Raw genomic sequence first — 20,195 nt, 5'->3', positions numbered from 1 at the left:
ACCGGTTGACGGGTCTCGACGGTCAGCGTCGACCGTTCGACACGGGGTCGGCCGTGGCCATCCCGTTGTCCCACAGCTCGCGGTACTTCCCGTCCAACGCCAACAGCTCGTCATGAGTTCCGAGCTCGATGACCGCGCCCGACGACACCACGGCGATCCGGTCGGCGCGCGCGGCGGTGGCGAGGCGGTGGGCGACGATCACCGACGTGCGGGCACGGGTCAGCCGTCGGCTCGCGTCGAGGACCTGGGCCTCGGTGGCCTGGTCGAGGGTGGCGGTCGCCTCGTCGAGCAGCAACAGGTCGGGGTCGACCAACTCGGCGCGGGCGAGGGCGATCAGCTGGCGCTGGCCCGCCGAGAGCCCCTGCCCGCGCTCGCCGACCCGGTGCAGCATGCCACCGCGCTGGCGGGCGATCATCTGCGTGGCACCGACGGCGGTCGCCGCCGCGACGACGTCGGCGCGCGAGGCGCCGGGGCGGCCGTAGGCGATGTTCGACGCGATCGTGCCGGTGAACAGGTGCGGTTCCTGCGGTACCACCCCGAGCCGCGCCCGGTAGGCGGCGAGGGGATGCCTGCGGATGTCGGTGCCGTCCATCCGCACCGATCCGGTGGTCGGGTCGTAGAAGCGGGCGAGCAGTTTGACGATGGTGGACTTGCCCGCGCCCGTCTCGCCGACCAGGGCCAACGACGTGCCCGCCGGAATGTCCAACGACACCCGGCCCAGCGCGTCGGCCGAGGCACCGGCGTACCGGAACCCGACGGCGTCGAGTTCGGCGTGCCCGTCGAACCGCAGGGGCGCGATGTCGGCCCGCGCGGCAGCGAGATCGTCGGACGCCCTGTCGGGCGTGACCACGCTGCTCGGTGTCCGCAGGAGGTCGCCGATCCGACGCAACCCGACGACGGCCTGCTGGTATCCGTCGAACACCTGTGAGAGTTGCTGGACCGGCGCGAACAGCATGCCGAGGTACAGCACGAAGGCGACCAGGGTGCCCGGCCCGGCGCTGCCGTCGAGCACCTGGCGCGCTCCGATGGCCACGACCCCGGCGGTGGCGAGGTCCGACATCAGGCTGATGAAGGGGAAGTACAGCGAGATCGCCCGCTGCGACACCATGCGCGCGGCGACGTATTCGTCGGCCCGCCCGGCGAAGCGCTCGTCGGCCCGCGCGGCGTTGCGGTAGAGCAGCGTGGTGCGCAGGCCCGAGACGTTCTCCTGGAAGTCGGCGTTGACCGCGCTGACCAGCTCGCGCGACCGGGTGTAGGCGCGGGACGACACGCGCTGGAACACGACGGTGGCGACGATCAGGGGCGGGAACACGATCAGCATCACCGCGCCGAGGGTGGGATCGGTGAGCACGAGGGCCACCGCGACCCCGACGATCGTCAGCACCGAGATGACCGCCGTCGACAGACCGGTCTGCAGGAACGACGACAACGCGTCGATGTCGGTCGTCATCCGCGTCATGATGCGGCCGGACAGTTCGCGCTCGTAGTAGTCGAGCCCGAGGCGTTGCAGGTGCGCGTAACTCCGGACCCGCAACGTGAACAGGATCCGTTCGCCGGCACGGGTGCTCGTGATCGTCACCACCGACAGTGCGACCCAGCCGATCGCCACCAGCCCGAGTCCGGCGATCGAGGCGACCAGGAGGTTGTCGAGATGATCGGCGGTCGAGGCGTTGACGCCCACCCGCGCCAGGGACGGGAACGCGAGCCCGACCAGGGTGTCGATTGCGATCGCGCCGATCGCGACGGCGAGCAACAGGCGCACCGGCCGCAACAGACCGCGCAGGGAGAAGGAGGGGTCGTGGCGACGGGCCCGGTCGACGTCGACCTCGGGGTTCTCGTCGGCGGGTGGCAAGGCGTCGACGGCGCGCAGCAGGGCGGGCGTCGCCGGCATCGATCCCAACGCACCCGACACGCCACCGCCGCCGCGGCGACCCACGCGAGCCGTGGCCACCCGGGGCGTGCCGAGGCCGGCCTGGTGTGCGGCCGGGTCGAGGGTGGCGGGATCTGCCGGGTTGTCGGGGTCGTCGGGCCACAGGGCGGTCGAGTCGACGAGGCGATCGGACTCGTCGATCCGTGGCGGCTCGTCGGCGTGCGCGGCAACCGGTGCGGCCGGCGACATCAGCGCACGGAACAGCGGACACCGCTCGTCGAGCTCCGCCGGCGTGCCGGAATCGATCACACGGCCCTCGTCGAGGACGACGACACGGTCGGCGACGGTGAGCGTCGACGGGCGGTGGGCGACGAGCACCAGTGTCCGGTCGCCGGTCGAGCGCAGGGACCCGAGGATCGCCGCCTCGGTGGTGGCGTCGACGGCGGAGGTGGCGTCGTCGAGCACCAGCAGTGGCGGGTCGGCGAAGAAGGCGCGCGCCAGGGCGATCCGCTGACGCTGCCCGCCCGAGAGCGTCAGGCCCCGTTCGCCCACGACGGTGTCGTAACCGTCGGGCAGCGCGGCGATGAAGTCGTGGGCCGCTGCGCGCCGGGCGGCGGCCTCGACGCGGGTGCGGACCGATCCTTCGTGGTCCGACCCCGGCCCGAGACCGATGTTGGCGGCGATGGTGTCGGAGTAGAGGAACGGTTCGTCGAACACGATCCCGACGTGTTCGCGCGCGCTGTCGGGGGCGAGATCGGCGAGCGGGTGGCGGGTGCGTCCGGCCCCCGCGTCGTCACCGGCGGCCGGGACGGTGAGGTCGAGGTCGCCCGAGTCGGGCCGGTAGATGCCCCCGATCAGCGCGGCCAGCGTGGACTTGCCGCTGCCCGGCGGACCGACGACGGCGACGCACTCGCCGGCGGCGATGTCGAGGTCGACCCCGGAGAACAGCGGGGTCCCGTCGGGGAACGTGAAACGCAGGTCGTGGGCGTGCAGCCCGACCGGGCCCGGGGACAGTCGCCCGGTGTTGGCCAGCGCGGGGTCGGTCGGGTGGTCGATGACGTCGTAGACGCGCTCGACGGCGGCGCGCGCGAGTTGCGCCGACACGATGAGGTTCGTCAGCAACCGGGCGAGCCCGGTCATCGTGGTGATGTAGGTGGCGAAGGCCAGGAATGTGCCGACGGTGATGTCGCCGCGGGCGGTGAGGTAGCCGCCGAGAGCGATGACCGCGACGAGGGCGATCTGGGGGATCGCGTTCATCGTCGGGGTGAAGCGGGAGTTGATCCGCGCAGCGCGCATCCGTTGGGCGAACAACCGCCGACCGTGGCCGACCAACTCGTCCACCGAGCGGTCCTCCTGGCCGAAGCCCTTCACCACTCGCACCCCGGTGACGGTCTCCTCGACGTGCTGGGCGACGTCGGCGGCGGACTGCTGGGCCGACCAGGTCGCGGCGAACAGGGCCTTACGGGTGCGGAACGCGACGACGGCGATGGCCGGGATCACCAGGAGGGCGACGACGGTCAGCAGCGGCGACAGATAGGCCATGATCCCGAAGGCCAGGACGACCTGCAGGAGCGCGCCGATCGAGAGCGGCACCATGGCGAGCAGTCCCTGCACCAGCTGCAGATCGGAGATCGAGCGCGACACCACCTGACCGGTGACGATCTGGTCCTGCGCCGTGCCGTCGAGACGCAGGAGGGTCCGCAGCAGGGACAGGCGCAGCGTGTTCTGCACGTTCAGCGACAGCCGGCCGGCCGTCAGTCGCCGCAGATACGCCGAGCCGAACCGCACGACGCCGGCGATCGCGAGCATCACCGCGAGGGTGTCGATGGAGAAACCGTGCGACGCCGTGCGCGTCGCGGTGTCGATGGCCGCCTTCGCGATCAGCGGGACACCGAGGTCGATGGCCACACCGATCACGGTGACCGTGAGTGTCACGGTCACCAGGGTGCGGTTGTGCAGACATTCGCGCGCCAGACGCGCGACCCAGCCCGATCTCACCGACGTCCGGTGTTCGCGGGGCCCTTCTCGTCGTCGGGCTTCGTCAGGGCCGGGGTCGGTTCGACGACGGTGCCCTCGATCGTCCAGGCGGGTGGCGGCGGTCCGAAGGCCTCGTTGGCGTTGGCGATGATGCGTTTGCCGAGAGCACGATTGCCCGCACCGCCGATCGCGGCGCCCACCCCGGCGGGCAACATCTTGCCGATCATCAACGGCGCCCGACGCGCGGCGTACTTCTTGATGATCCGCTTCATCAGAGCCTTGTTGAGATTGTTGAGCGCCGGTGTCGGGATCGCGCCGCCGGCCATGTTCTTCAGCGGATTCCGCTTGGAGCCGAGCGCTTTCCCGAGTGCCAGGACGCCCTCCTCGCCGAGGACCACGGCGAGGACGAGGGTCTTGCGCCGTTCGGCGGGATCGATCGGGATGCCGTGTACCTCGGCCACGGCCAACGCCAACAGCGCCGACGCCTCGACGAAGAACGCGGACTCACCGCCGATCGCCGCGATCGAGGCGATGGTGCCCACCCCGGGGACGGCAGCGGTGGCGCCGGCGGCACCGCCGGAGGACATCACCGTCGTGAGGTAGCGCTTCTCGAGCCGTTCGATGATCTGCGCGGGCGTATCGGCCGGGTGCGACGAACGCATACGACGCACATAGGCCGCGACGGCCGGTGACTGCAGGCGCTGTGCCCGATCGATGATCGAGACGATCGTGCCCGAACTGCCCTCCTGCTTGGCGACCGCCGCCGACTGCGCGCCCGCGTCGTCGCCGCGCGAACGGTTCCAGATCACAGCGGGTCCGCGGCGACCGGCGCGGCATCGCGCGGCGAGACCTGCTCGGACTCCGGTGGCGGGGGAGGCGGGGTGCCGTCGCCGAACGGACGACCGCCGAGCTCCTCGCGGTGATGCGGGGTGTTCCACCCGCTCAGATCCGGCCCCTGCGGGACGATCCCGGTCGGGTTGATGTCGGTGTGGACGATGTAATAGTGCTGTTTGATCTGGGTGAAATCGGTGGTGTCACCGAAACCCGGGGTCTGGTACAGGTCGCGTGCGTAGGCCCACAGCACCGGCATCTCCGACAGCTTCGACCGGTTGCACTTGAAGTGCCCGTGGTAGACGGGATCGAAGCGGGCCAGCGTGGTGAACAGGCGGACGTCGGCCTCGGTGATGGTGTCGCCCACCAGGTATCGCTGACGAGACAGGCGCTCGCTGATCACGTCGAGGTGGGTGAACAGGCGGGCGTAGGCGCGTTCGTAGGACTGCTGGCTGCCGGCGAACCCGCAGCGGTACACGCCGTTGTTGATCTCGGTGAACACGCCGTGGTTCACCTCGTCGATCTCGGCGCGCAGGTGCTCGGGGTACAGCGCGGGGGCGCCTTCGCGGTGGTGCTCGGTCCACTCGGTGGAGAAGTCGATGGTGATCTGCGGGAAGTTGTTGGTCACGACCTGTCCGGTGGGGACGTCGACCATCGCCGGGACGGTGATGCCCTTCTCGTAGTCGGGGAAGCGAGCGAGGTACGCGTCCTTGATCCGCGGGATCTGCAGTACCGGGTCGACGCCGCCGGGATCGAGGTCGAAGGTCCAGCTGTCGGCGTCGTGCGTGGGGCCGCACAAGCCCATGGAGATGACGCCCTCGAGGCCCAGCAGCCGGCGGACGATGATCGTGCGGTTGGCCCACGGGCAGGCCCGCGCCACGACCAGCCGATAGCGGCCCGGCTCGACCGGGTAGCCGTCGGACCCGTCGCGGGTGATGCGGGTCTCGATGTAGTTGGTGTCGCGGACGAAGTCCGAACCCGGCTCGACGTACTTGCCGGGCGTGGTCCACGTGCTGTTGCCGCTGGCGTCTGACTCCTGTGTGCTCATCGATTCCCAGGTTAGCGGCTCCCGGTGACACGTCGGCGGATCGACGGACACGGTTGCCGGACCGATGATCGATGTGCGAATATTCCACGCGGAACATATGCGATCGATCCTCGACGGGAGGGACTCGATGACGACCGACCACGTGGCACCGACCCACCCGGTCGGGCCGGCGGCCGCGGCCGCGGTCGAGCGCGCCATGACCCCGCTCGCCGTGCTGGTGCTCGGTCTGGCCGCCGAACGACCGATGCACCCCTACGAGATGCTCCAGACCCTCCTCGCCCGCAAGGAGGACCGGTTCGCCAACATCCGACCGGGGTCGCTGTATCACACCGTCGACCGACTGCTGGCGCGAGAGCTGTTGTGCGTCAGCGACATCGAACGCTCGGGGAACAGGCCTGAGCGCACGGTCTACGCGATCACCGACCATGGGCGGGCGGCCCTGGCCCATCGGCTGACCGTGCTCCTCCAGACGCCGTCGGCGGAGTATCCCGAGCTCTATCTCGGGCTCGCCGAGGCCCACGAACTGCCCGCGGCGACCGTGATCGAGTCGCTGGCGGTGCGGATCGATGTCCTCTCCGCCGAGCGAGCCCTGTTCACCGTGGCCGCCGAGCAGGCGACCGGTCGCGGGGTGTCGGAGATCTACCTGCTCGACATCGGTTGTCGCTGCGCCACTCTCACCGCGCAGATCGACTGGCTGACCGACCTGCACGCCCGACTCGTCGACGGGACTCTGCCCTGGGACGTCGTCCGCGGGTGCAGAGGCGGCGGTCCGCCGCTCACATCCGACGACTTCACCACCGACCCCACGACCCGAGAAGAGAGCCCACGATGACACAGGGACACCCCGCACCGGCGAAGTTCGTGCCGGTCACCGACAGGCCGTGGGCCGCGCTCGGTGCGCTGTGCATCGGGTTCTTCATGATCCTCGTCGACATGACGATCGTGGCCGTCGCGCAGCCGAAGATCCAGGAGGGTCTCGACACCGACTTCAACGGCGTCATCTGGGTGACGAGCGCCTACCTGCTGACCTACGCGGTGCCGCTGCTCATCACCGGTCGCCTCGGCGACCGCTTCGGCCCCAAGCTCATGTATCAGGCCGGACTCGTGGTGTTCACGATCGCCAGCGTGTGGTGCGGACTGTCGGGATCGATCGGCGAGCTGATCGCCGCACGCGCCCTGCAGGGACTCGGCGCCGCACTCATCACACCGCAGACCATGTCGCTCATCACCCGCATGTTCCCCGCCGAGAGGCGTGGAGCCGCAATGGGATTGTGGGGCACCGTCGCCGGAGTCGCGACCCTCGTCGGCCCCCTGCTCGGTGGCGTGCTCGTCGACGGCCTCGGCTGGGAGTGGATCTTCTTCGTCAACGTCCCCGTCGGTGTCGTCGGGCTGGTACTCGCCTGGTGGCTGGTGCCGACCGTCGAGACCACCGGACGCCAGTTCGACCTGATCGGTGTCGCGCTGAGCGCCGCCGGTCTCACCGCGCTCGTCTTCGCCATCCAGGACGGCGAGAAGTACGACTGGGCGGCCTGGATCTGGACACTGGCCGCGGCCGGCGTGGCCATCATGGGTGTCTTCGTGTGGTGGCAGTCGAAGATCCGCACGCAGCCGCTGGTCCCGCTGTCGCTGTTCCGTGACCGCAACTTCTCGCTGTCGAACATCGGCATCGCCACCATGGGCTTCGCGACGTCCGGACTGTTCGTGCCGATGATGTTCTTCCTGCAGCTCGTCGGCGGCATGACCCCGACGCGATCGGCGCTCATGCTGGTGCCGATGGCTCTGATCACCGGAGTGCTCGCGCCCGTCGTCGGCCGCCTCGTCGACACCGTGCACCCGCGTTACATCATCGGGACGTCGTTGGCGCTCAACGCCATCGCGATCGGCAGCCTCGGCGTCCTCGCCCGACCCGACACCCCGGTGTGGGTCCTGCTGCTGCCCATCGCGTTGATGGGCCTGGCCAGCGCCGGTATCTGGGCGCCGTTGGCCGCCACGGCCAACCGCAACCTGCCGATGGCGCAGGCCGGCGCCGGTGCCGGTGTCTACAACACGATGCGGGTGGTGGGGTCGGTGCTCGGCAGCGCCGCAGTCGGTGCGCTGCTGCAGACGCGGCTCGCCGCCGAACTCCCCGGCGCCCAGGTCGCCTCGGCCGGTGCCACCGACCGCGTCCCCGAGATCGCCCGCGAGGGTTTCGCGACCGCGATGGGTCAGTCGATGTACCTGCCGGCCGCGGTGCTGGGCCTCGGCGTGATCGCCGCGCTGTTCCTGGCCCGTCCGCGGCACATGTCGGCCGTGCCGGTGCCGGTGGCCGCACCGACCACCGCGGTCGCCGGTCCCACCCCTGTGTCCGGCACGCCCGCGCCCGCCGCGACACCGACGTCGGCGCCCGCGCAGAGCTGAGCGCCACCGCGGTTGACGCTGCCTGAACAGGTCGGATGTACTGGGTCGATGTTGTCCCGCCTCTCGATCGATCAGCGCCGTGTCCAGCTGATCGACTGCGCTCTCGACCTGGCGCAGCGCACCGGGATGTCCTCGGTGACCGTTCGCGCCGTGGCCGAGGAGGCCGGCGTCTCCCTGGGGATCGTCCACTACTGCTTCGACAGCAAGGACGCCCTGATGGCCGCCATGATCGAACGGGCGGTCGGCGACCACCTGCAGGCGTTCCTGCGGGTGGAGAGCCTCGACGACCTCGGAGCCGACGTCGCGGCGACGGAGACACCCGGCCCGGTCGGTGCCGACGAGTTGCGTGCGCTCCTCGCCGGCGCCCTCACATCGGTGCTCGACGTGGTCCAGGATTCGCCGGAGCGATGGCTGGTGCTCATCGAGTCGACGGTCGTGTCGCTACGGGCGCCGTCGACCTCGGGGGCGTATTCGACCGCGGCGCGACAGAACGACCTCGCCGAGGACTACGGATTGCGCTACCTGTCGGCGATCGGTGCCCGCACCGCGATGACGTGGGACGGATCCGAGCGTGCGGTGGTGCGCGCCGCGCTGCAGCTGATCTACGGGATGATCCAGTGGTGGCTGGTCGATCGCGACGACGACCGGGCGCGGACATCCATTGCGCTGCTGTGTGACTGGATCACCGAGCGCGCCACGCCCGTCGTGCCGGGTGCGCTCAGCGCACGGTGACCGAGATCGAGTGCAGGCCGGTGGACCCGTCGGGGTCGGGGCGCGACTCGACCGCCGACTGTTGTCGACCCTCGCCGTCGATGGCCCGCACCGTGAGCACGTGATCGCCGGGCGTGGCGTCCCACTCCCAACTCCAGAGGCGCCAGGTGTCGACGAGGTCGGGGGCGCGCAGCGTCGCGGTGCGCCACCCACCGTCGTCCACGCGCACCTGTACGGCGTTGATGCCGCGCGGCTGCGCCCACGCCACACCGCCCACCATCACGCGGCCGGCTCGTACGTCGGCCAGATCGCGGGGTACGTCGATCCGGGAGCTCGTCTTGATGGGTCCCTTCTCCGACCACCCGCGCGTCGACCAGTACGCCTTCGCGCGATCGAACCGCGTGACCTCCAGTGACGTGACCCATTTCGTCGCCGAGACGTATCCGTAGAGCCCCGGCACCACCAGTCGCGCCGGGTATCCGTGTTCGACCGGGAGCGGCGCGCCGTTCATCGCCACGGCGAGGATGGAGTCGCGGTCGTCGGTGAACGCCTCGATGGGGGTGCCCGCGGTGAACCCGTCGGAGCTGCGTGAGAGCACCATGTCGGCGTCGGGCGACGGTCCGGCGCGGGCCAGCAGGTCCCGTACGCGGTACCCGGTCCACGTCGCGTTGCCGATCAGCGTCCCGCCGACCTCGTTCGACACACAGGTGAGCGTCACCATCTTCTCGATGGCGGGCATGCGCCGGAGCTCTGCCATGTCGATCTCGAATTCGCGGTCGACCATGCCGTGGACGCGCAGAGACCATGCGCCGCTGGTGATCTGCGGCGGGGACAGCGCGGTGTCGATACGGTAGAAGTCGCTGTTCGAGGTGATGAACGAGGGCAGTCCGTCGCCGCCGTCGGCGGCGGTGTCGACCGAGTTCGTCGCGTCCGGCACCACGAAACCGGCGCGATCACGCCCGACGTCGTTGAGACGATGGTCGAGGGCGACGCCACCGACCCCGGCGATCACGGCGCCCGCGCCGGCCGTGCCCGCCCCGATGAGGAACGCCCGTCGGTCGGTGGTGGAGACCGTCTGCGCGCGGACCGGTTCGTCGGGCGAGCCCTCGGCGTCGGGAGTCGGGCCGGGCGAAGGATCGAGCCGGCGGGCCATCCACTGGAGGAACACGATCCCGGCGACCACACCGACGACGGTGGGCACGAACCAGTCGGCGCCACCGCCGGGTCGGGTGACCGCGGCGGCGACCCCGAGGATCCCGAACGCGGCGAACATCGCCGACCCCCAGGAGCGCGCGCGACGTTCGATGACACCGGCGATCACCGCCAGGACGGCGACGATGATCCCGATGCCGACCAGGAGCGCGACCTTGTCTCCCGTGCCGAAGGTGCTGATCGCGAATTCACGCACGCCCTTGGGCGTCAGATCGATGACCGCCGAGCCGACCGCGTAGAGCGGTGAGGCCGCGCGATCGAACAGCGCCGCGACGAGTTGACCGACACCGATCGTCACCGCCGCCGCGACGACGCCGTTGAGTGCACGCAGGGCGATCACGGCCCGGTCGGGGCCGCGGCGCGGGGTCGCCCTGTCGGGCGCGCTCGAGTCGGGTTCGTCGAGACGGTCGCCGGTGGTGGTCACCCGATCCAGTATCCACACGGTCGGCGGGCACGCCTGCGTGGTTCCCGGGACCTGTCGGTACCCGCCCCTACGGTGGGACCATGCGCATCCTGCACACCTCCGACTGGCACATCGGTCGGACCTTCCACGGCGTCGAGCTCCTCGACGATCAACGCCGTGCGCTGGCAGATCTCGCGCGACTGGTGGCCGACGAGCGCGTCGATGTCGTGGTGGTGGCGGGCGACGTCTACGACCGGTCGGTGCCCGGATCCGACGCCGTCGAGGTCTACGACGGGGCGCTGCAGGCGATGGCGGCCGCCGGCGCGACCCTCGTCGTCACCTCCGGCAACCACGACTCGCCGACCCGCCTCGGAGCGGGGTCGTCGTTCGCCGCGGCCGGTGGCCTGCATCTACGGACCACCGTCGACGCCATCGACGAACCGGTGGTGCTGTCCGACGCCCACGGCGAGGTCGCGGTCTACGGCATCCCGTACCTCGAGCCGGACACCGTCCGTGACCGACTCGGGGTCCCGCAGGCGCGCAGCCACTCCGAGGTGCTCGCCGCGGCGATGGACCGCGTGCGCGGCCATCTCGCCGTGAGTCCGCGCCGCTCGGTGGTGCTGGCCCACGCGTTCGTGGTGGGTGCGGTCGCGACGGGCTCGGAGCGGTCCATCGCGGTCGGCGGCGTCGAGACGGTCCCGGCCGACACCTTCGACGGTGTCGACTACGTCGCGCTGGGCCACCTGCACTCCCCGCAGGTCGTGCGGGAGACCGTGCGCTACAGCGGTTCACCGCTGCCGTACTCGTTCGGCGAGCGCAGTCACACCAAGGCGGTGACCATCATCGACCTGGGTGCCGACGGGGTCACCGACATCCGCACCGTCGAGCTGGCACCGGTACGCGGCCTGAGCTCGCTGCGCGGAACGCTCGAGGAGCTTCTCACCTCGCCGCAGCACGAGCCCGCGGTCGAGCACTACGTCGAGGCGTCGCTGACCGATGCGATCCGGCCCGTGGATGCGTTGCGCCGCCTGCGAACCCGGTTCCCGCGGGTCGTCCACGTCGAGTGGGATCGTCCGCACTCCGCTGACGGCATCGACTATCGCAGCCGCGTGGTGAACCGGTCCGACACCGAGATCGTGCGGTCGTTCGTCGCCGACGTGCGCAGCGCCCCGACGCCCGGTGAGCGCGCGCTGCTCGACCTCGCGATCCGCGCCGTCGTCGGCGAACCCGAGTCCGACCGCCCGGTCGAACTGACGCTGTTCGAGCTCGACCCCGGCCTCACCGCATGAGGCTGCACACACTGCAGATGAGTGCTTTCGGCCCCTTCGCCGAGGAGGCCGTGGTCGACTTCGACGCCCTCGGGTGCGACGGATTGTTCCTGTTGCACGGCCAGACCGGCGCGGGCAAGACCACCGTCCTCGACGCGGTCGCGTTCGCCCTGTTCGGGCGCGTACCGGGTGCACGGGACGAGGATCGGCGGCTGGTGTCCGACCATGCACCGGCGGGCGACATCCCCCGTGTCGTGCTGGAGGCCACCATCGGTGGTCGACGGATGCGCGTGTCCCGGTCGCCCGAGCACCGCCGTCGGAAGAAGCGGGGGGAGGGGTTCACGACCGTTCCCGCCGCCGGCACGCTGGTGTGGCTCGACGGGTCCGGTCCGTCGTTGAGCCGTCTGAGCGATATCGGCGAGGTGATCTCCCGCATCCTCGGGATGAGCGCCGAGCAGTTCTTCCAGGTCGTGCTGCTGCCCCAGGGCGATTTCGCCCGCTTCCTGCGCGCCGCCACCGACGACCGGGAGAAGTTGCTCGAGAAGCTGTTCGAGACCGATCGCTTCAACGATCTCGAGGCGTGGCTGCGTGATCGGGCGCGGTCGACCCGCGCCGAACGGAGCGAGCGCGAGCAGACCGTCGATCGGATCGCCGCGCAGATCGCCGGGCTCGTCGGTGACGAGCAACCGGTGGAGGCCGATCCCGATTGGGCGCAGACCCATCTCGAGGCCGCCCGCGTCGACGCGGCCGACGCCGCCGCCGAACTGCAGCGGGCCCGGGACTCCGCGCAGATGGCCGATGCCGCACTCGCCGCCGACACCCGCACCCATGACCTGCAGTCGCGTGCCGCACTCGCCCGTACCCGCCTCGCCGCCCTCGACGGCAACCGCGAACTTCTCGACTCCGCGCGCGACGCCCTCGACGCGGCCCGGCGCGCCGAGCCGATCCGGCCCCTGATCGACGACCGCGACCGCGCCCAGGAGCTCAGTGGACGAGCACAGGCGTCGCTCGCCGACGCGACCCGATCACTGGGCGACGTCCCCGAGGGGGCGGGTCTGCTCAGCGAACTCTCCTGGCCCCCGGCGGACTCCGACACCGCGACCATCGACGCCCACATCGATCGCTGGTCGGCCGAGTCGGGTCGCCTGGCCCCGATCGCCGAGCGTGCGGGTCGGCGTCCGCAGATCGTCGCCACGATCGACTCGCTCGAGACCGCATCGGCGGCCGCGGTCGCGACCCTCGAGGAGATCGACCGCGACTCGGTGTCGCTGCCGGCCGCACTGCTGGAAGCGCGAGAGGCGGTCGACGCATCCCGGACGACGGGCTCCCGACTTCCCGGCCTGCGGGAGCGGCTGACCGCGGCGCGGTCGAGACACGCAGCGGCGCAACGTCTTCCCGCGCTCGACGAAGCGCTGACCCGTGCCCGTACCGCCGCCGCGGGGGCCCACGAGCGTCACCTCGCCACACGGGAGCGGCAGCTGACGCTGCAGCAACGCCGTATCGACGGGATGGCCGCCGAACTCGCCGGGCGTCTGCGCGCGGGCGAGCACTGCGCGGTGTGTGGTGCCCTCGAGCACCCGGCTCCCGCGGTCGCGACTGGTCATCCGGTGTCGGAGGCGGAACAGATCGACGCGGACTACGCCGAGAAGCAGGCCGCCGACCGCCGGGCGGCCACGGTCGAGCGACTCGCAGCGGCCGAACGGGAACGTGCGGTGGTGGGCGAGGCCTGTCGCGGGGTGTCGCTCGCCGACGCGGCAGCCGAGGTGGCCCGTATCGCCGACGAGGCGGACACCGTCGAGACGATCGCCGCGGACCTCGACGCCCGTATCGCAGTCGCCGACGAGATCGCCTCACGTGTCGACGATCTCCGCTCACGCGCCGCCGCGACACGCGAGGCGCAGGCCGGTCGACGCGAACGCATCGCGACCCTGGGCGCCGACCTCGCCGACCTTGACGCAGAGGTGTCGGCGGCGACCGACGGCACCGGGACGGTGCACGAGCGGCGCGACCACCTCGCGGCCCTGTGTCGGTCGTCGACGGCGCTGCGGGACGCGCGCGTCGCCGCCGAGCACGCCGACGCCCGGGCGCGGGAGATCACCCGGCGGATCGAGACCCTCGCCGCCGAGGCCGGATTCGTCGACGTCGGGCAGGCCTGTGCGGCCCTGGCCGATCCGGCGACGGTCACGTCGTGGGATGAGCAGATCCGGCAGGCGTCGGCGATCCGCGCGGCCGCGGTGGCGACCCTCGACGACCCGGAGGTGGCCGCGGCCGCCGGCGGGGACCCTGTCGACCTCGCGCAGCGTGCACGCGACCGCGAGGCGAGCGCGACGGCACTCGACGCGGCCACACATCGACACTCGCGCGCCGCCGACCGCTTCGCCCGACTGCAGGACCTCGCGGCGGGGTACTGGTCGGCGTTGTCGGTGCTCGCTCCGGTGCTCGAACGCGACCGCGAGGTCCAGGGACTGGCCGACCTGGTCGCCGGCCGGGGACAGAACTCCCGGCAGATGTCGCTGCGCTCCTACGTGCTGGCGGCACGACTCGAGGAGGTGCTCGTCGCGGCGTCGACACGACTGCGCGAGATGTCCTCGGGGCGATACGAATTCGCCCATACCGACGCCGCGGCATCGCGCGGCCGACGCAGCGGGCTCGGGATCGAGGTACGCGACGAGTACACCGGCGCGGTACGCCCCGCCACGACACTCTCGGGCGGTGAGACGTTCTTCGCGTCGCTCGCGCTCGCGTTGGGCCTCGCCGACGTCGTGTCGGCGGAGTCCGGTGGTCGCGTCCTCGACACCATGTTCATCGACGAGGGCTTCGGCACCCTCGACCCCGAGGCGCTCGATCTCGTGATGCGCGTGCTCGACGACCTCCGTTCCGGGGGGCGGGTGGTCGGTGTCGTGAGTCACGTCGACGAGATGAAGGCGCGGATACCTGCGCAACTCCACGTGATCCGCGCCGAGGCCGGTTCCCGTCTGGCCATGGTGGGCGCGGCGGTCTGACCCGTCGTGGCACTCCCCACCACCGACTTTGGGGGCGGGGTCGCCGGTGCGATAGTCTTTCCATCGCCCATCGAGCCCCCGTAGCTCAGGGGATAGAGCGTCCGCCTCCGGAGCGGAAGGCCGCAGGTTCGAATCCTGCCGGGGGCACCACACATCTCTCGCCCTGCGGTCGTATCCGGGCGAATCTAGGCTCATCCCATGAGAATGCTGCTGTCCTTCTACGGCAGTCGAGGCGATGTGCAGCCGGGCCTGTGCCTGGGGCTCGAACTCCTCCGCCGCGGCCACGACGTCGAGATGGCGTTGCCCCCCAACTACGTCGACGTCGCCGAGGCGATGGGCTTGCGGGCTCACCCGGTGGGACTCGACAGCGAGTCGTACTGGGAGTCCGACCGCGCCCGTCGCATCCTGTCGACCGGCAATCCCGTCACGAAATTCCGTCTGGCGCAGGCGCAGGTCCGCGAGGGGTTCGCCCGATTCGACGCCGACCTCGTGGCACTCGTGCGCGACCTGGCGGACACCACCGCCCTCGACGGTCTCATCAGCGGCCCGCTGGGCCAGGACCGCGTCGCCGATCTCGCCGAGCACCTCGATGTCGAGATGGCTACCGTGCGACTGTGTGCGATGTCGGAGAACGGCGCGATCTGTGCCGTCCCGACCCGTCACCGGCTGCCGCCGGTGGTGAACCGCGCGTCGTGGCGCCTGGTGGACACCCTCACGTGGACCTTCTCACGGTCGTCGCAGAACCGGTTCCGTGCGTCGCTGGGGCTGCCGGCGGCGTCGGAGTCGATGCCGGAGCGCCTGCGGCGGTCGAACACGCTGCAGATCCAGGCCTACGACGCCGCGCTGTTCCCGGGCCTGGCCGCGGAATGGGACGACCGCAAACCCGTCGTCGGCTTCTTCGACCTCCCGGCCGGCAGCCGCCCTGCCGGCGACACCCCGTCGGGCGACGACGGTCTCGACGGCTGGCTGGACGGGGGAGCGCCGCCGGTGCTGATCGCCTTCGGCAGTGCGCCCGTCGGCGACCCCGAGGCGGTACACCGTGCCGTCGCCGAGGCCACGCGCCGGGAGGGGGTGCGCGCGCTGGTGGGTGTGGGTGGCCGACCCGTCGGCGTCGATCCCGACAACCCGCACCTCTTCGTCGCCCGCCGGCTCGACCATCCCACCGTGCTGCCCCGACTCGCCGCCGCGGTGCATCACGGCGGGGCGGGCACCACCGCGGCCACCCTGCGCGCGGGCCTGCCGACGATGGTCTGCGCGGCCGGCGCCGACCAGGCCCACTGGGGTGCGCAGATCACCCGGCTGGGTGTGGGGACGGCGACCAGGCTGTCGGGGCTCGACGCCGACACACTGGCCGCGGGACTGCGCGTGCTGGCCGATCCGGCCACGGTGGGGCGCGCACGCGCTCTCCGCACACAGCTGACGGCACCGGGCGTCGCGGTGAGCGATGCCGCGAAACGCATCGAGTCGGCGTTCACCCGCATCGCGGTGTGAGACGCCGACTCGATGGTCGCACTGTTCTCGGGCGGTTCTCACCGCCGGGTGATCAGCCCTTGACGCAGGTGAACTGCATGACGTCGATCATGTCCTTGCGGAACGACGCGGCGCAGCCGCTCAAGTACTTCACGTAGGTGTTGTAGTTCGCACGGCCGCACAGGGCGATGGCCTCGTCGCGGTGCTCGCCGAGAGCCTTGCTCCACGCATCGAGGGTGCGGGCGTAGTGCAGCTGCAGCGGCTGGATCTTCTCGACGGTGAAACCAGCGGCGGTGGCGCCGTCGGTGACCTGCTTGGGAAGCGGGAGCTGCCCGCCCGGGAAGATCTCGGTCGCGATGAAGCGCAGGAACGCGAAATCGTCCTTGCTGATCTTGTTGCCGGTCTCGTGGTGGTGCGAGAGGCCGTAGGCGGTGATGGTGTGCAGCAGCATCTTGCCGTCGGCGGGCAGCGCGTTGTACGCGAAGTTGAAGAACTGCTCGTAACGCTCGAAACGGAAGTGCTCGAACGCGCCGATGCTGACGATGCGGTCGACCTTGCCGTCGAACTCCTCCCAGCCCTGCAGGCGGATGTCGCCCGAGAGACCGGTCTCGGCGGCCTTGGCCTCCACCAGCTGCTTGACGTGGCCGTACTGGTTCTTGCTCAGCGTCAGGCCGATCACGTTCACGCCGTACTTCTCCATGGCGCGCAGCGCGGTGGCGCCCCAGCCGCAGCCGACGTCGAGGAGGGTCATGCCGGGCTCGAGACCCAGCTTGCCCAGCGACAGGTCGATCTTCGCGATCTGGGCCTGGTTGAGGGTGTAGTCCTCTTCCTTGAAGTACGCGCAGCTGTAGGTGCGCGACTCATCGAGGAAGAGGGCGAAGAAGTCGTCGCTCAGGTCGTAGTGGGCCTGAACGTCCTCGAAGAACGGTGTTTCGGTGGTCACAGGTGAACCTCTTTCGTGTGCTCGCACCAGCGAGGAGCCAGTGGTCGTGTGGTGCCCACACTGCGGTGGGCTCGATCGGTGATTGCGCGCCGGCGTGGTGACACCGGCGCCGCGGTCATCTCAGCGCCACCGTGGCGGTTGCGCGACCGAAGATCCGCTTGCCCCGGAAGGTCGCACCGAGCGCGATCGTAGCCGTCCTCGCCTCGTCGTCCAGCGATTTGACGCGTCCAGTGTATTCGACCTCGGCGGGGGCATCCTCGGCGACGTAGGCGATTCCGGTGAACCGCACACGATAATCGCGAACGGCTGTCGGATCTCCCACCCACCCGGTGACGAACGACGAGCCGATGCCCATCGTCAACATCCCGTGCGCGGCGCAGGTGTCGAGTCCCACGACACCCGCTGCCCGCTCGCTCCAGTGGATGGGGTTCCAGTCGGCGGAGATGCCCGCGTAGTTGACCAGGTCGCCGCGACGCAGGGTGACGGTCTTCGGCGGCAGGGCGTCTCCTACGGAGACATCCTCGAACCGCGGAACGGCGGCGTCGAGTTCATGGTCCCAGGTGCCGATCGGTGGGGTCGGGACCCCGTCGATCTCCTGCCAGCCGGTCGTCGTGGGTGGTGAGAAGTCGCCCATCATCACGTCGGAGAGCGCGGCGGCGAGCTCGGGTTCGGCGTGTGCGCCGCGTCGCCCCGCCGCGGTCGTCAGGAGCGTCGCGACGAGTTCACCGCTGTCGTTGACCAGCAGACCCTCGACGATGATCGTGTCGCCGCCGGCCTTCTGGCGGATGGGCGTCAGCCCCATGGTCAGCGAGAGACGGTCGCCGGCGTGCATGGGGCGGTGATAGGTGAACACCTGGTCGGTCTGCACGAACGCGCTGGTGTCGTACTCGAGGAGCACGTTGTCGAGCAGCCAGTTCAGGCCGCTGCCTGCGAGGCGCGCGGTGAAGGTCAGAGGCGCGACCAGGCCGCTGTGTCCCTGCTCGGCGGCGGCCTTCTCGTCCCAGTGGACGATGTGGCCGTCCTTCATCGAGCGGGCGAACTCCCGGATCTCCTCGCGACCGATCTGATAGTGGTCGTCGGGGCGGTAGTACTGCGTCCAGTCACGATCTTCGGAGCTGACGTCCTCGGGCTTCACGATCTCCTCGGTGGTTGGCGATCAACTGTGATGGGGCGAAGAATCGCCGATCATCGTCGCACACGTGCGCGGGCGACGACGATCGACGCGACCCGCGGCCGCACGCGGCCGGCGGTGCTCAGTTCATCGACAGAGGTGCGACACCGCGTTCGGTGAGCATCGCCGTCATCGTCTGTGCTTCGTTCTCCTGGGTGTTGATCATCTGCTGCGCGAGAGTCCGCACGTAATCCTGCGAGACGTGATCGGGATCGGACGCGTACTCCATCATCGGCAGACCACCCTGGTGGTGCCGCAGCATCAGCTGCAGGAAATATGCGTCGAGCTCGGTCCCGCTCATGGTCCGCAGACGGTTCATCTCGCTCGCGGTCGCCATGCCCGGCATGAGTGGCGTCGTCGTCCCGTTGCCCGCGGTCATCGACATCGAGGCCCCCATCGACCCACCCGACATGTCGTGGTGATCGCTCATCCAGTCCATCGCCGTCGACGGGTTGTCCAACGGGTAGCCCCACCGGGTCAGCCACGACTGCATCTGACCGATCTGGTTGGTCTGCTGGGTGAGGATGTCGTAGGCCAGTGACCGGACCTGCGGATCGGATCCCTTGCTCAGGGCGATCGTCGCCATCTCCACGCCCTGGGAGTGATGGGTGGACATGTCCTGGGCGAAACCGACGGCCGCGGAGTTCGAGGCGGGTGTGGCGTCGGAGCCGGTGCTCGAGTCCACCGTCCGACCGACCAGCAGGCCGAGACCCACACCGATCAGCAGCAGCGCCACGCCGCCGAGGACGAGCAGTGCCGGCAGCTGCCTGCGCAGCGACGATCGCCGGTCCGGTTCGGTGTCGGTGTCGTCGTGGACGACGGTCGTGTCGGTGCTCATGGCCTCAGCCCGCCGGCGTCGAGGTCGGGGCCGGAACCGTGGCGCCACCGGTCGCGCCGGTCTCGTCGGTCGCCTGCTGGGTGCCCGCGCCGTTCATGGGCACCGCGTTCGCGGGTACGGGTCCGGAGTCGGCGGGCGGGGGGTTGCTCGGGTCGAACGCGCCGGGGATGGCGGCACATTCGGCACCGACCTCGGGATACGACGACTGCTGCGGCTGGCCGGGGTAGACGTTGGTCTGCGAGTTGCGGCGCAGCGCGGTGATGAAGTGGTCGACACGGGAGTCGCTCGCGGAGTCGAGCTTGAGCTGGTGTCCCCACGACTGCAGCGAGATCGGTGTGCTCAGACCCGGGTAGGGCGACATGAGGGTGTACGGCCTGCCCTCGACCTTGCTCTTGAGGATGTCGACGTCACCGGCCTTCACCGTCTGGGGGTTGTAGGTGATCCAGATCGAGCCGTGCTCGAGGGCGTGGACGGCGTTCTCGGTGCGCAGCGGGTTCGGGTAGACGATCCCGGTGCAGGTGGCCCACACCGCGTCGTGCGGCCCGCCGAACGGCGGCGACTGGTCGTACGCGACGCGCTGGGTGGGGGAGACGTGTTGGCCCGCGGGATAGAAGACCTTCACCACACCGGGGATGTCGTCGGAGGGGTCGGGGTTCGACGCCGAGGGGACGAACTTCTGCGTCTCCTCGCGGTCGATGTACTTCGGGGCCAGGTAGGCCGCGAGACCACCGACGATGGCCACGACCACCACGACCGCGGCGATCGTCATCCACGGGATCGGGCGGCGTCCACCGGCCTTGACCACGGGAACGGTGCCGGGTTTGGTTTTCTTCTTCTTCTGGGAGGACGGCGTGCGGGGGACCGGCGGAGCCGACGGGGTGTTCGTCGAGCTCGTGTTCGGTGCCGGCCGGGGGCTCTCGGTCGCCATCACTGCCTTTCGGTTCGAGGATGCGCGCCACAGTCTACTGGGCACCGACGCAGCGCCGGTCGATCGCGAACGCGGCGGACGGGTGACCGCGATTGTCGCCACGCCGTGACAGGCCAATAGGATGAT

General features: G+C 70.4%; 15 protein-coding genes and 1 tRNA gene. 8 read left to right on the top strand and 8 right to left on the bottom strand.

The annotated features are described in order from the left end of the window. Positions 1-22: 22 nt before the first annotated feature. The 3 genes from ASG12_RS14715 to ASG12_RS14705 all read right to left on the bottom strand — a co-directional run bounded on the left by ASG12_RS14715 (position 23) and on the right by ASG12_RS14705 (position 5,726). Entirely contained in the window at positions 23-3,805 is a 3,783-nt protein-coding gene (locus tag ASG12_RS14715) for an ABC transporter ATP-binding protein (RefSeq protein ID WP_443089099.1), read from the bottom strand. Between the two features lie 59 nt (positions 3,806-3,864). Then, the gene (locus tag ASG12_RS14710) at positions 3,865-4,575 is read right to left on the bottom strand and encodes a hypothetical protein (protein WP_055792101.1); all 711 of its coding nucleotides are present in this window, start codon (positions 4,573-4,575) and stop codon (positions 3,865-3,867) included. A 77-nt stretch (positions 4,576-4,652) separates the two neighbouring features. Beyond that, complete coding sequence (locus tag ASG12_RS14705; protein ID WP_055792098.1) at positions 4,653-5,726, bottom strand: glutathione S-transferase family protein; 1,074 nt, start codon at positions 5,724-5,726, stop codon at positions 4,653-4,655. A 127-nt stretch (positions 5,727-5,853) separates the two neighbouring features. On the opposite strand from ASG12_RS14705, the gene ASG12_RS14700 reads away from it, so the two are divergent. From ASG12_RS14700 to ASG12_RS14690, 3 genes are read left to right on the top strand one after another with little or no spacing between them, the layout of a single operon-like run. After that, the gene (locus ASG12_RS14700; protein ID WP_082502031.1) at positions 5,854-6,558 is read left to right on the top strand and encodes a PadR family transcriptional regulator; all 705 of its coding nucleotides are present in this window, start codon (positions 5,854-5,856) and stop codon (positions 6,556-6,558) included. Further along, positions 6,555-8,123, top strand: a complete 1,569-nt coding sequence (locus ASG12_RS14695) for an MFS transporter (RefSeq protein ID WP_082502030.1) — start codon at positions 6,555-6,557, stop codon at positions 8,121-8,123. Before ASG12_RS14700 ends, ASG12_RS14695 begins: the two co-directional genes overlap by 4 nt. 48 nt (positions 8,124-8,171) lie before the next feature. Then, a complete protein-coding gene (locus ASG12_RS14690; RefSeq protein WP_055791131.1) occupies positions 8,172-8,855 on the top strand; it encodes a TetR/AcrR family transcriptional regulator in 684 nt (227 codons plus the stop codon). Here the strand turns inward: ASG12_RS14690 and ASG12_RS14685 are convergent. Further along, positions 8,842-10,470 carry a molybdopterin-dependent oxidoreductase gene (locus ASG12_RS14685; protein ID WP_055791130.1) on the bottom strand — a complete coding sequence of 543 codons (1,629 nt, stop codon included), beginning with the start codon at positions 10,468-10,470 and terminating at the stop codon, positions 8,842-8,844. The genes ASG12_RS14690 and ASG12_RS14685 overlap by 14 nt on opposite strands. A gap of 80 nt (positions 10,471-10,550) precedes the next feature. On the opposite strand from ASG12_RS14685, the gene ASG12_RS14680 reads away from it, so the two are divergent. From ASG12_RS14680 to ASG12_RS14665, 4 genes are all read left to right on the top strand, one after another. Then, a complete protein-coding gene (locus ASG12_RS14680) occupies positions 10,551-11,738 on the top strand; it encodes an exonuclease SbcCD subunit D (RefSeq protein ID WP_055791127.1) in 1,188 nt (395 codons plus the stop codon). After that, on the top strand, positions 11,735-14,719 hold the full coding sequence (locus ASG12_RS14675; protein ID WP_055791124.1) for an AAA family ATPase: 2,985 nt from the start codon (positions 11,735-11,737) through the stop codon (positions 14,717-14,719). Before ASG12_RS14680 ends, ASG12_RS14675 begins: the two co-directional genes overlap by 4 nt. A gap of 74 nt (positions 14,720-14,793) precedes the next feature. After that, positions 14,794-14,869 (top strand) — tRNA-Arg (locus ASG12_RS14670). Between the two features lie 48 nt (positions 14,870-14,917). Further along, a complete protein-coding gene (locus tag ASG12_RS14665) occupies positions 14,918-16,210 on the top strand; it encodes a glycosyltransferase (protein WP_082502029.1) in 1,293 nt (430 codons plus the stop codon). Positions 16,211-16,262: 52 nt separating this feature from the next. Here the strand turns inward: ASG12_RS14665 and ASG12_RS14660 are convergent, their stop codons facing one another. The 4 genes from ASG12_RS14660 to ASG12_RS14645 all read right to left on the bottom strand — a co-directional run bounded on the left by ASG12_RS14660 (position 16,263) and on the right by ASG12_RS14645 (position 19,946). Continuing rightward, a complete protein-coding gene (locus ASG12_RS14660; RefSeq protein ID WP_055791119.1) occupies positions 16,263-17,132 on the bottom strand; it encodes a cyclopropane mycolic acid synthase family methyltransferase in 870 nt (289 codons plus the stop codon). A 115-nt stretch (positions 17,133-17,247) separates the two neighbouring features. Further along, positions 17,248-18,267: a fused (3R)-hydroxyacyl-ACP dehydratase subunits HadA/HadB gene (locus ASG12_RS14655; RefSeq protein ID WP_055791116.1), complete on the bottom strand. Its 1,020-nt coding sequence runs from the start codon at positions 18,265-18,267 to the stop codon at positions 17,248-17,250. A 118-nt stretch (positions 18,268-18,385) separates the two neighbouring features. After that, positions 18,386-19,141, bottom strand: a complete 756-nt coding sequence (locus ASG12_RS14650) for a DUF305 domain-containing protein (RefSeq protein ID WP_055791113.1) — start codon at positions 19,139-19,141, stop codon at positions 18,386-18,388. A 4-nt stretch (positions 19,142-19,145) separates the two neighbouring features. Further along, entirely contained in the window at positions 19,146-19,946 is an 801-nt protein-coding gene (locus ASG12_RS14645) for a DUF3105 domain-containing protein (RefSeq protein ID WP_055791111.1), read from the bottom strand. On the opposite strand from ASG12_RS14645, the gene ASG12_RS22120 reads away from it, so the two are divergent. Beyond that, the gene (locus ASG12_RS22120; protein WP_235457268.1) at positions 19,876-20,178 is read left to right on the top strand and encodes a hypothetical protein; all 303 of its coding nucleotides are present in this window, start codon (positions 19,876-19,878) and stop codon (positions 20,176-20,178) included. The genes ASG12_RS14645 and ASG12_RS22120 overlap by 71 nt on opposite strands. The last annotated feature ends 17 nt before the right edge of the window (positions 20,179-20,195 follow it).

Source organism: Williamsia sp. Leaf354, assembly GCF_001424365.1.
Lineage (GTDB): Bacteria > Actinomycetota > Actinomycetes > Mycobacteriales > Mycobacteriaceae > Williamsia_A.
This window is presented reverse-complemented; position numbering and strand designations above follow the sequence as displayed.

Bases quoted from the DNA above. Each gene is read 5' to 3' on its own strand.
- ASG12_RS14705 (WP_055792098.1), bottom strand. From the start codon at position 5,726: ATGAGCACACAGGAGTCAGACGCCAGCGGCAACAGCACGTGGACCACG.
- ASG12_RS14700 (WP_082502031.1), top strand. From the start codon at position 5,854: ATGACGACCGACCACGTGGCACCGACCCACCCGGTCGGGCCGGCGGCC.
- ASG12_RS14695 (WP_082502030.1), top strand. From the start codon at position 6,555: ATGACACAGGGACACCCCGCACCGGCGAAGTTCGTGCCGGTCACCGAC.
- ASG12_RS14690 (WP_055791131.1), top strand. From the start codon at position 8,172: ATGTTGTCCCGCCTCTCGATCGATCAGCGCCGTGTCCAGCTGATCGAC.
- ASG12_RS14680 (WP_055791127.1), top strand. From the start codon at position 10,551: ATGCGCATCCTGCACACCTCCGACTGGCACATCGGTCGGACCTTCCAC.
- ASG12_RS14675 (WP_055791124.1), top strand. From the start codon at position 11,735: ATGAGGCTGCACACACTGCAGATGAGTGCTTTCGGCCCCTTCGCCGAG.
- ASG12_RS14665 (WP_082502029.1), top strand. From the start codon at position 14,918: ATGAGAATGCTGCTGTCCTTCTACGGCAGTCGAGGCGATGTGCAGCCG.
- ASG12_RS14650 (WP_055791113.1), bottom strand. From the start codon at position 19,141: ATGAGCACCGACACGACCGTCGTCCACGACGACACCGACACCGAACCG.
- ASG12_RS22120 (WP_235457268.1), top strand. From the start codon at position 19,876: ATGGCCACGACCACCACGACCGCGGCGATCGTCATCCACGGGATCGGG.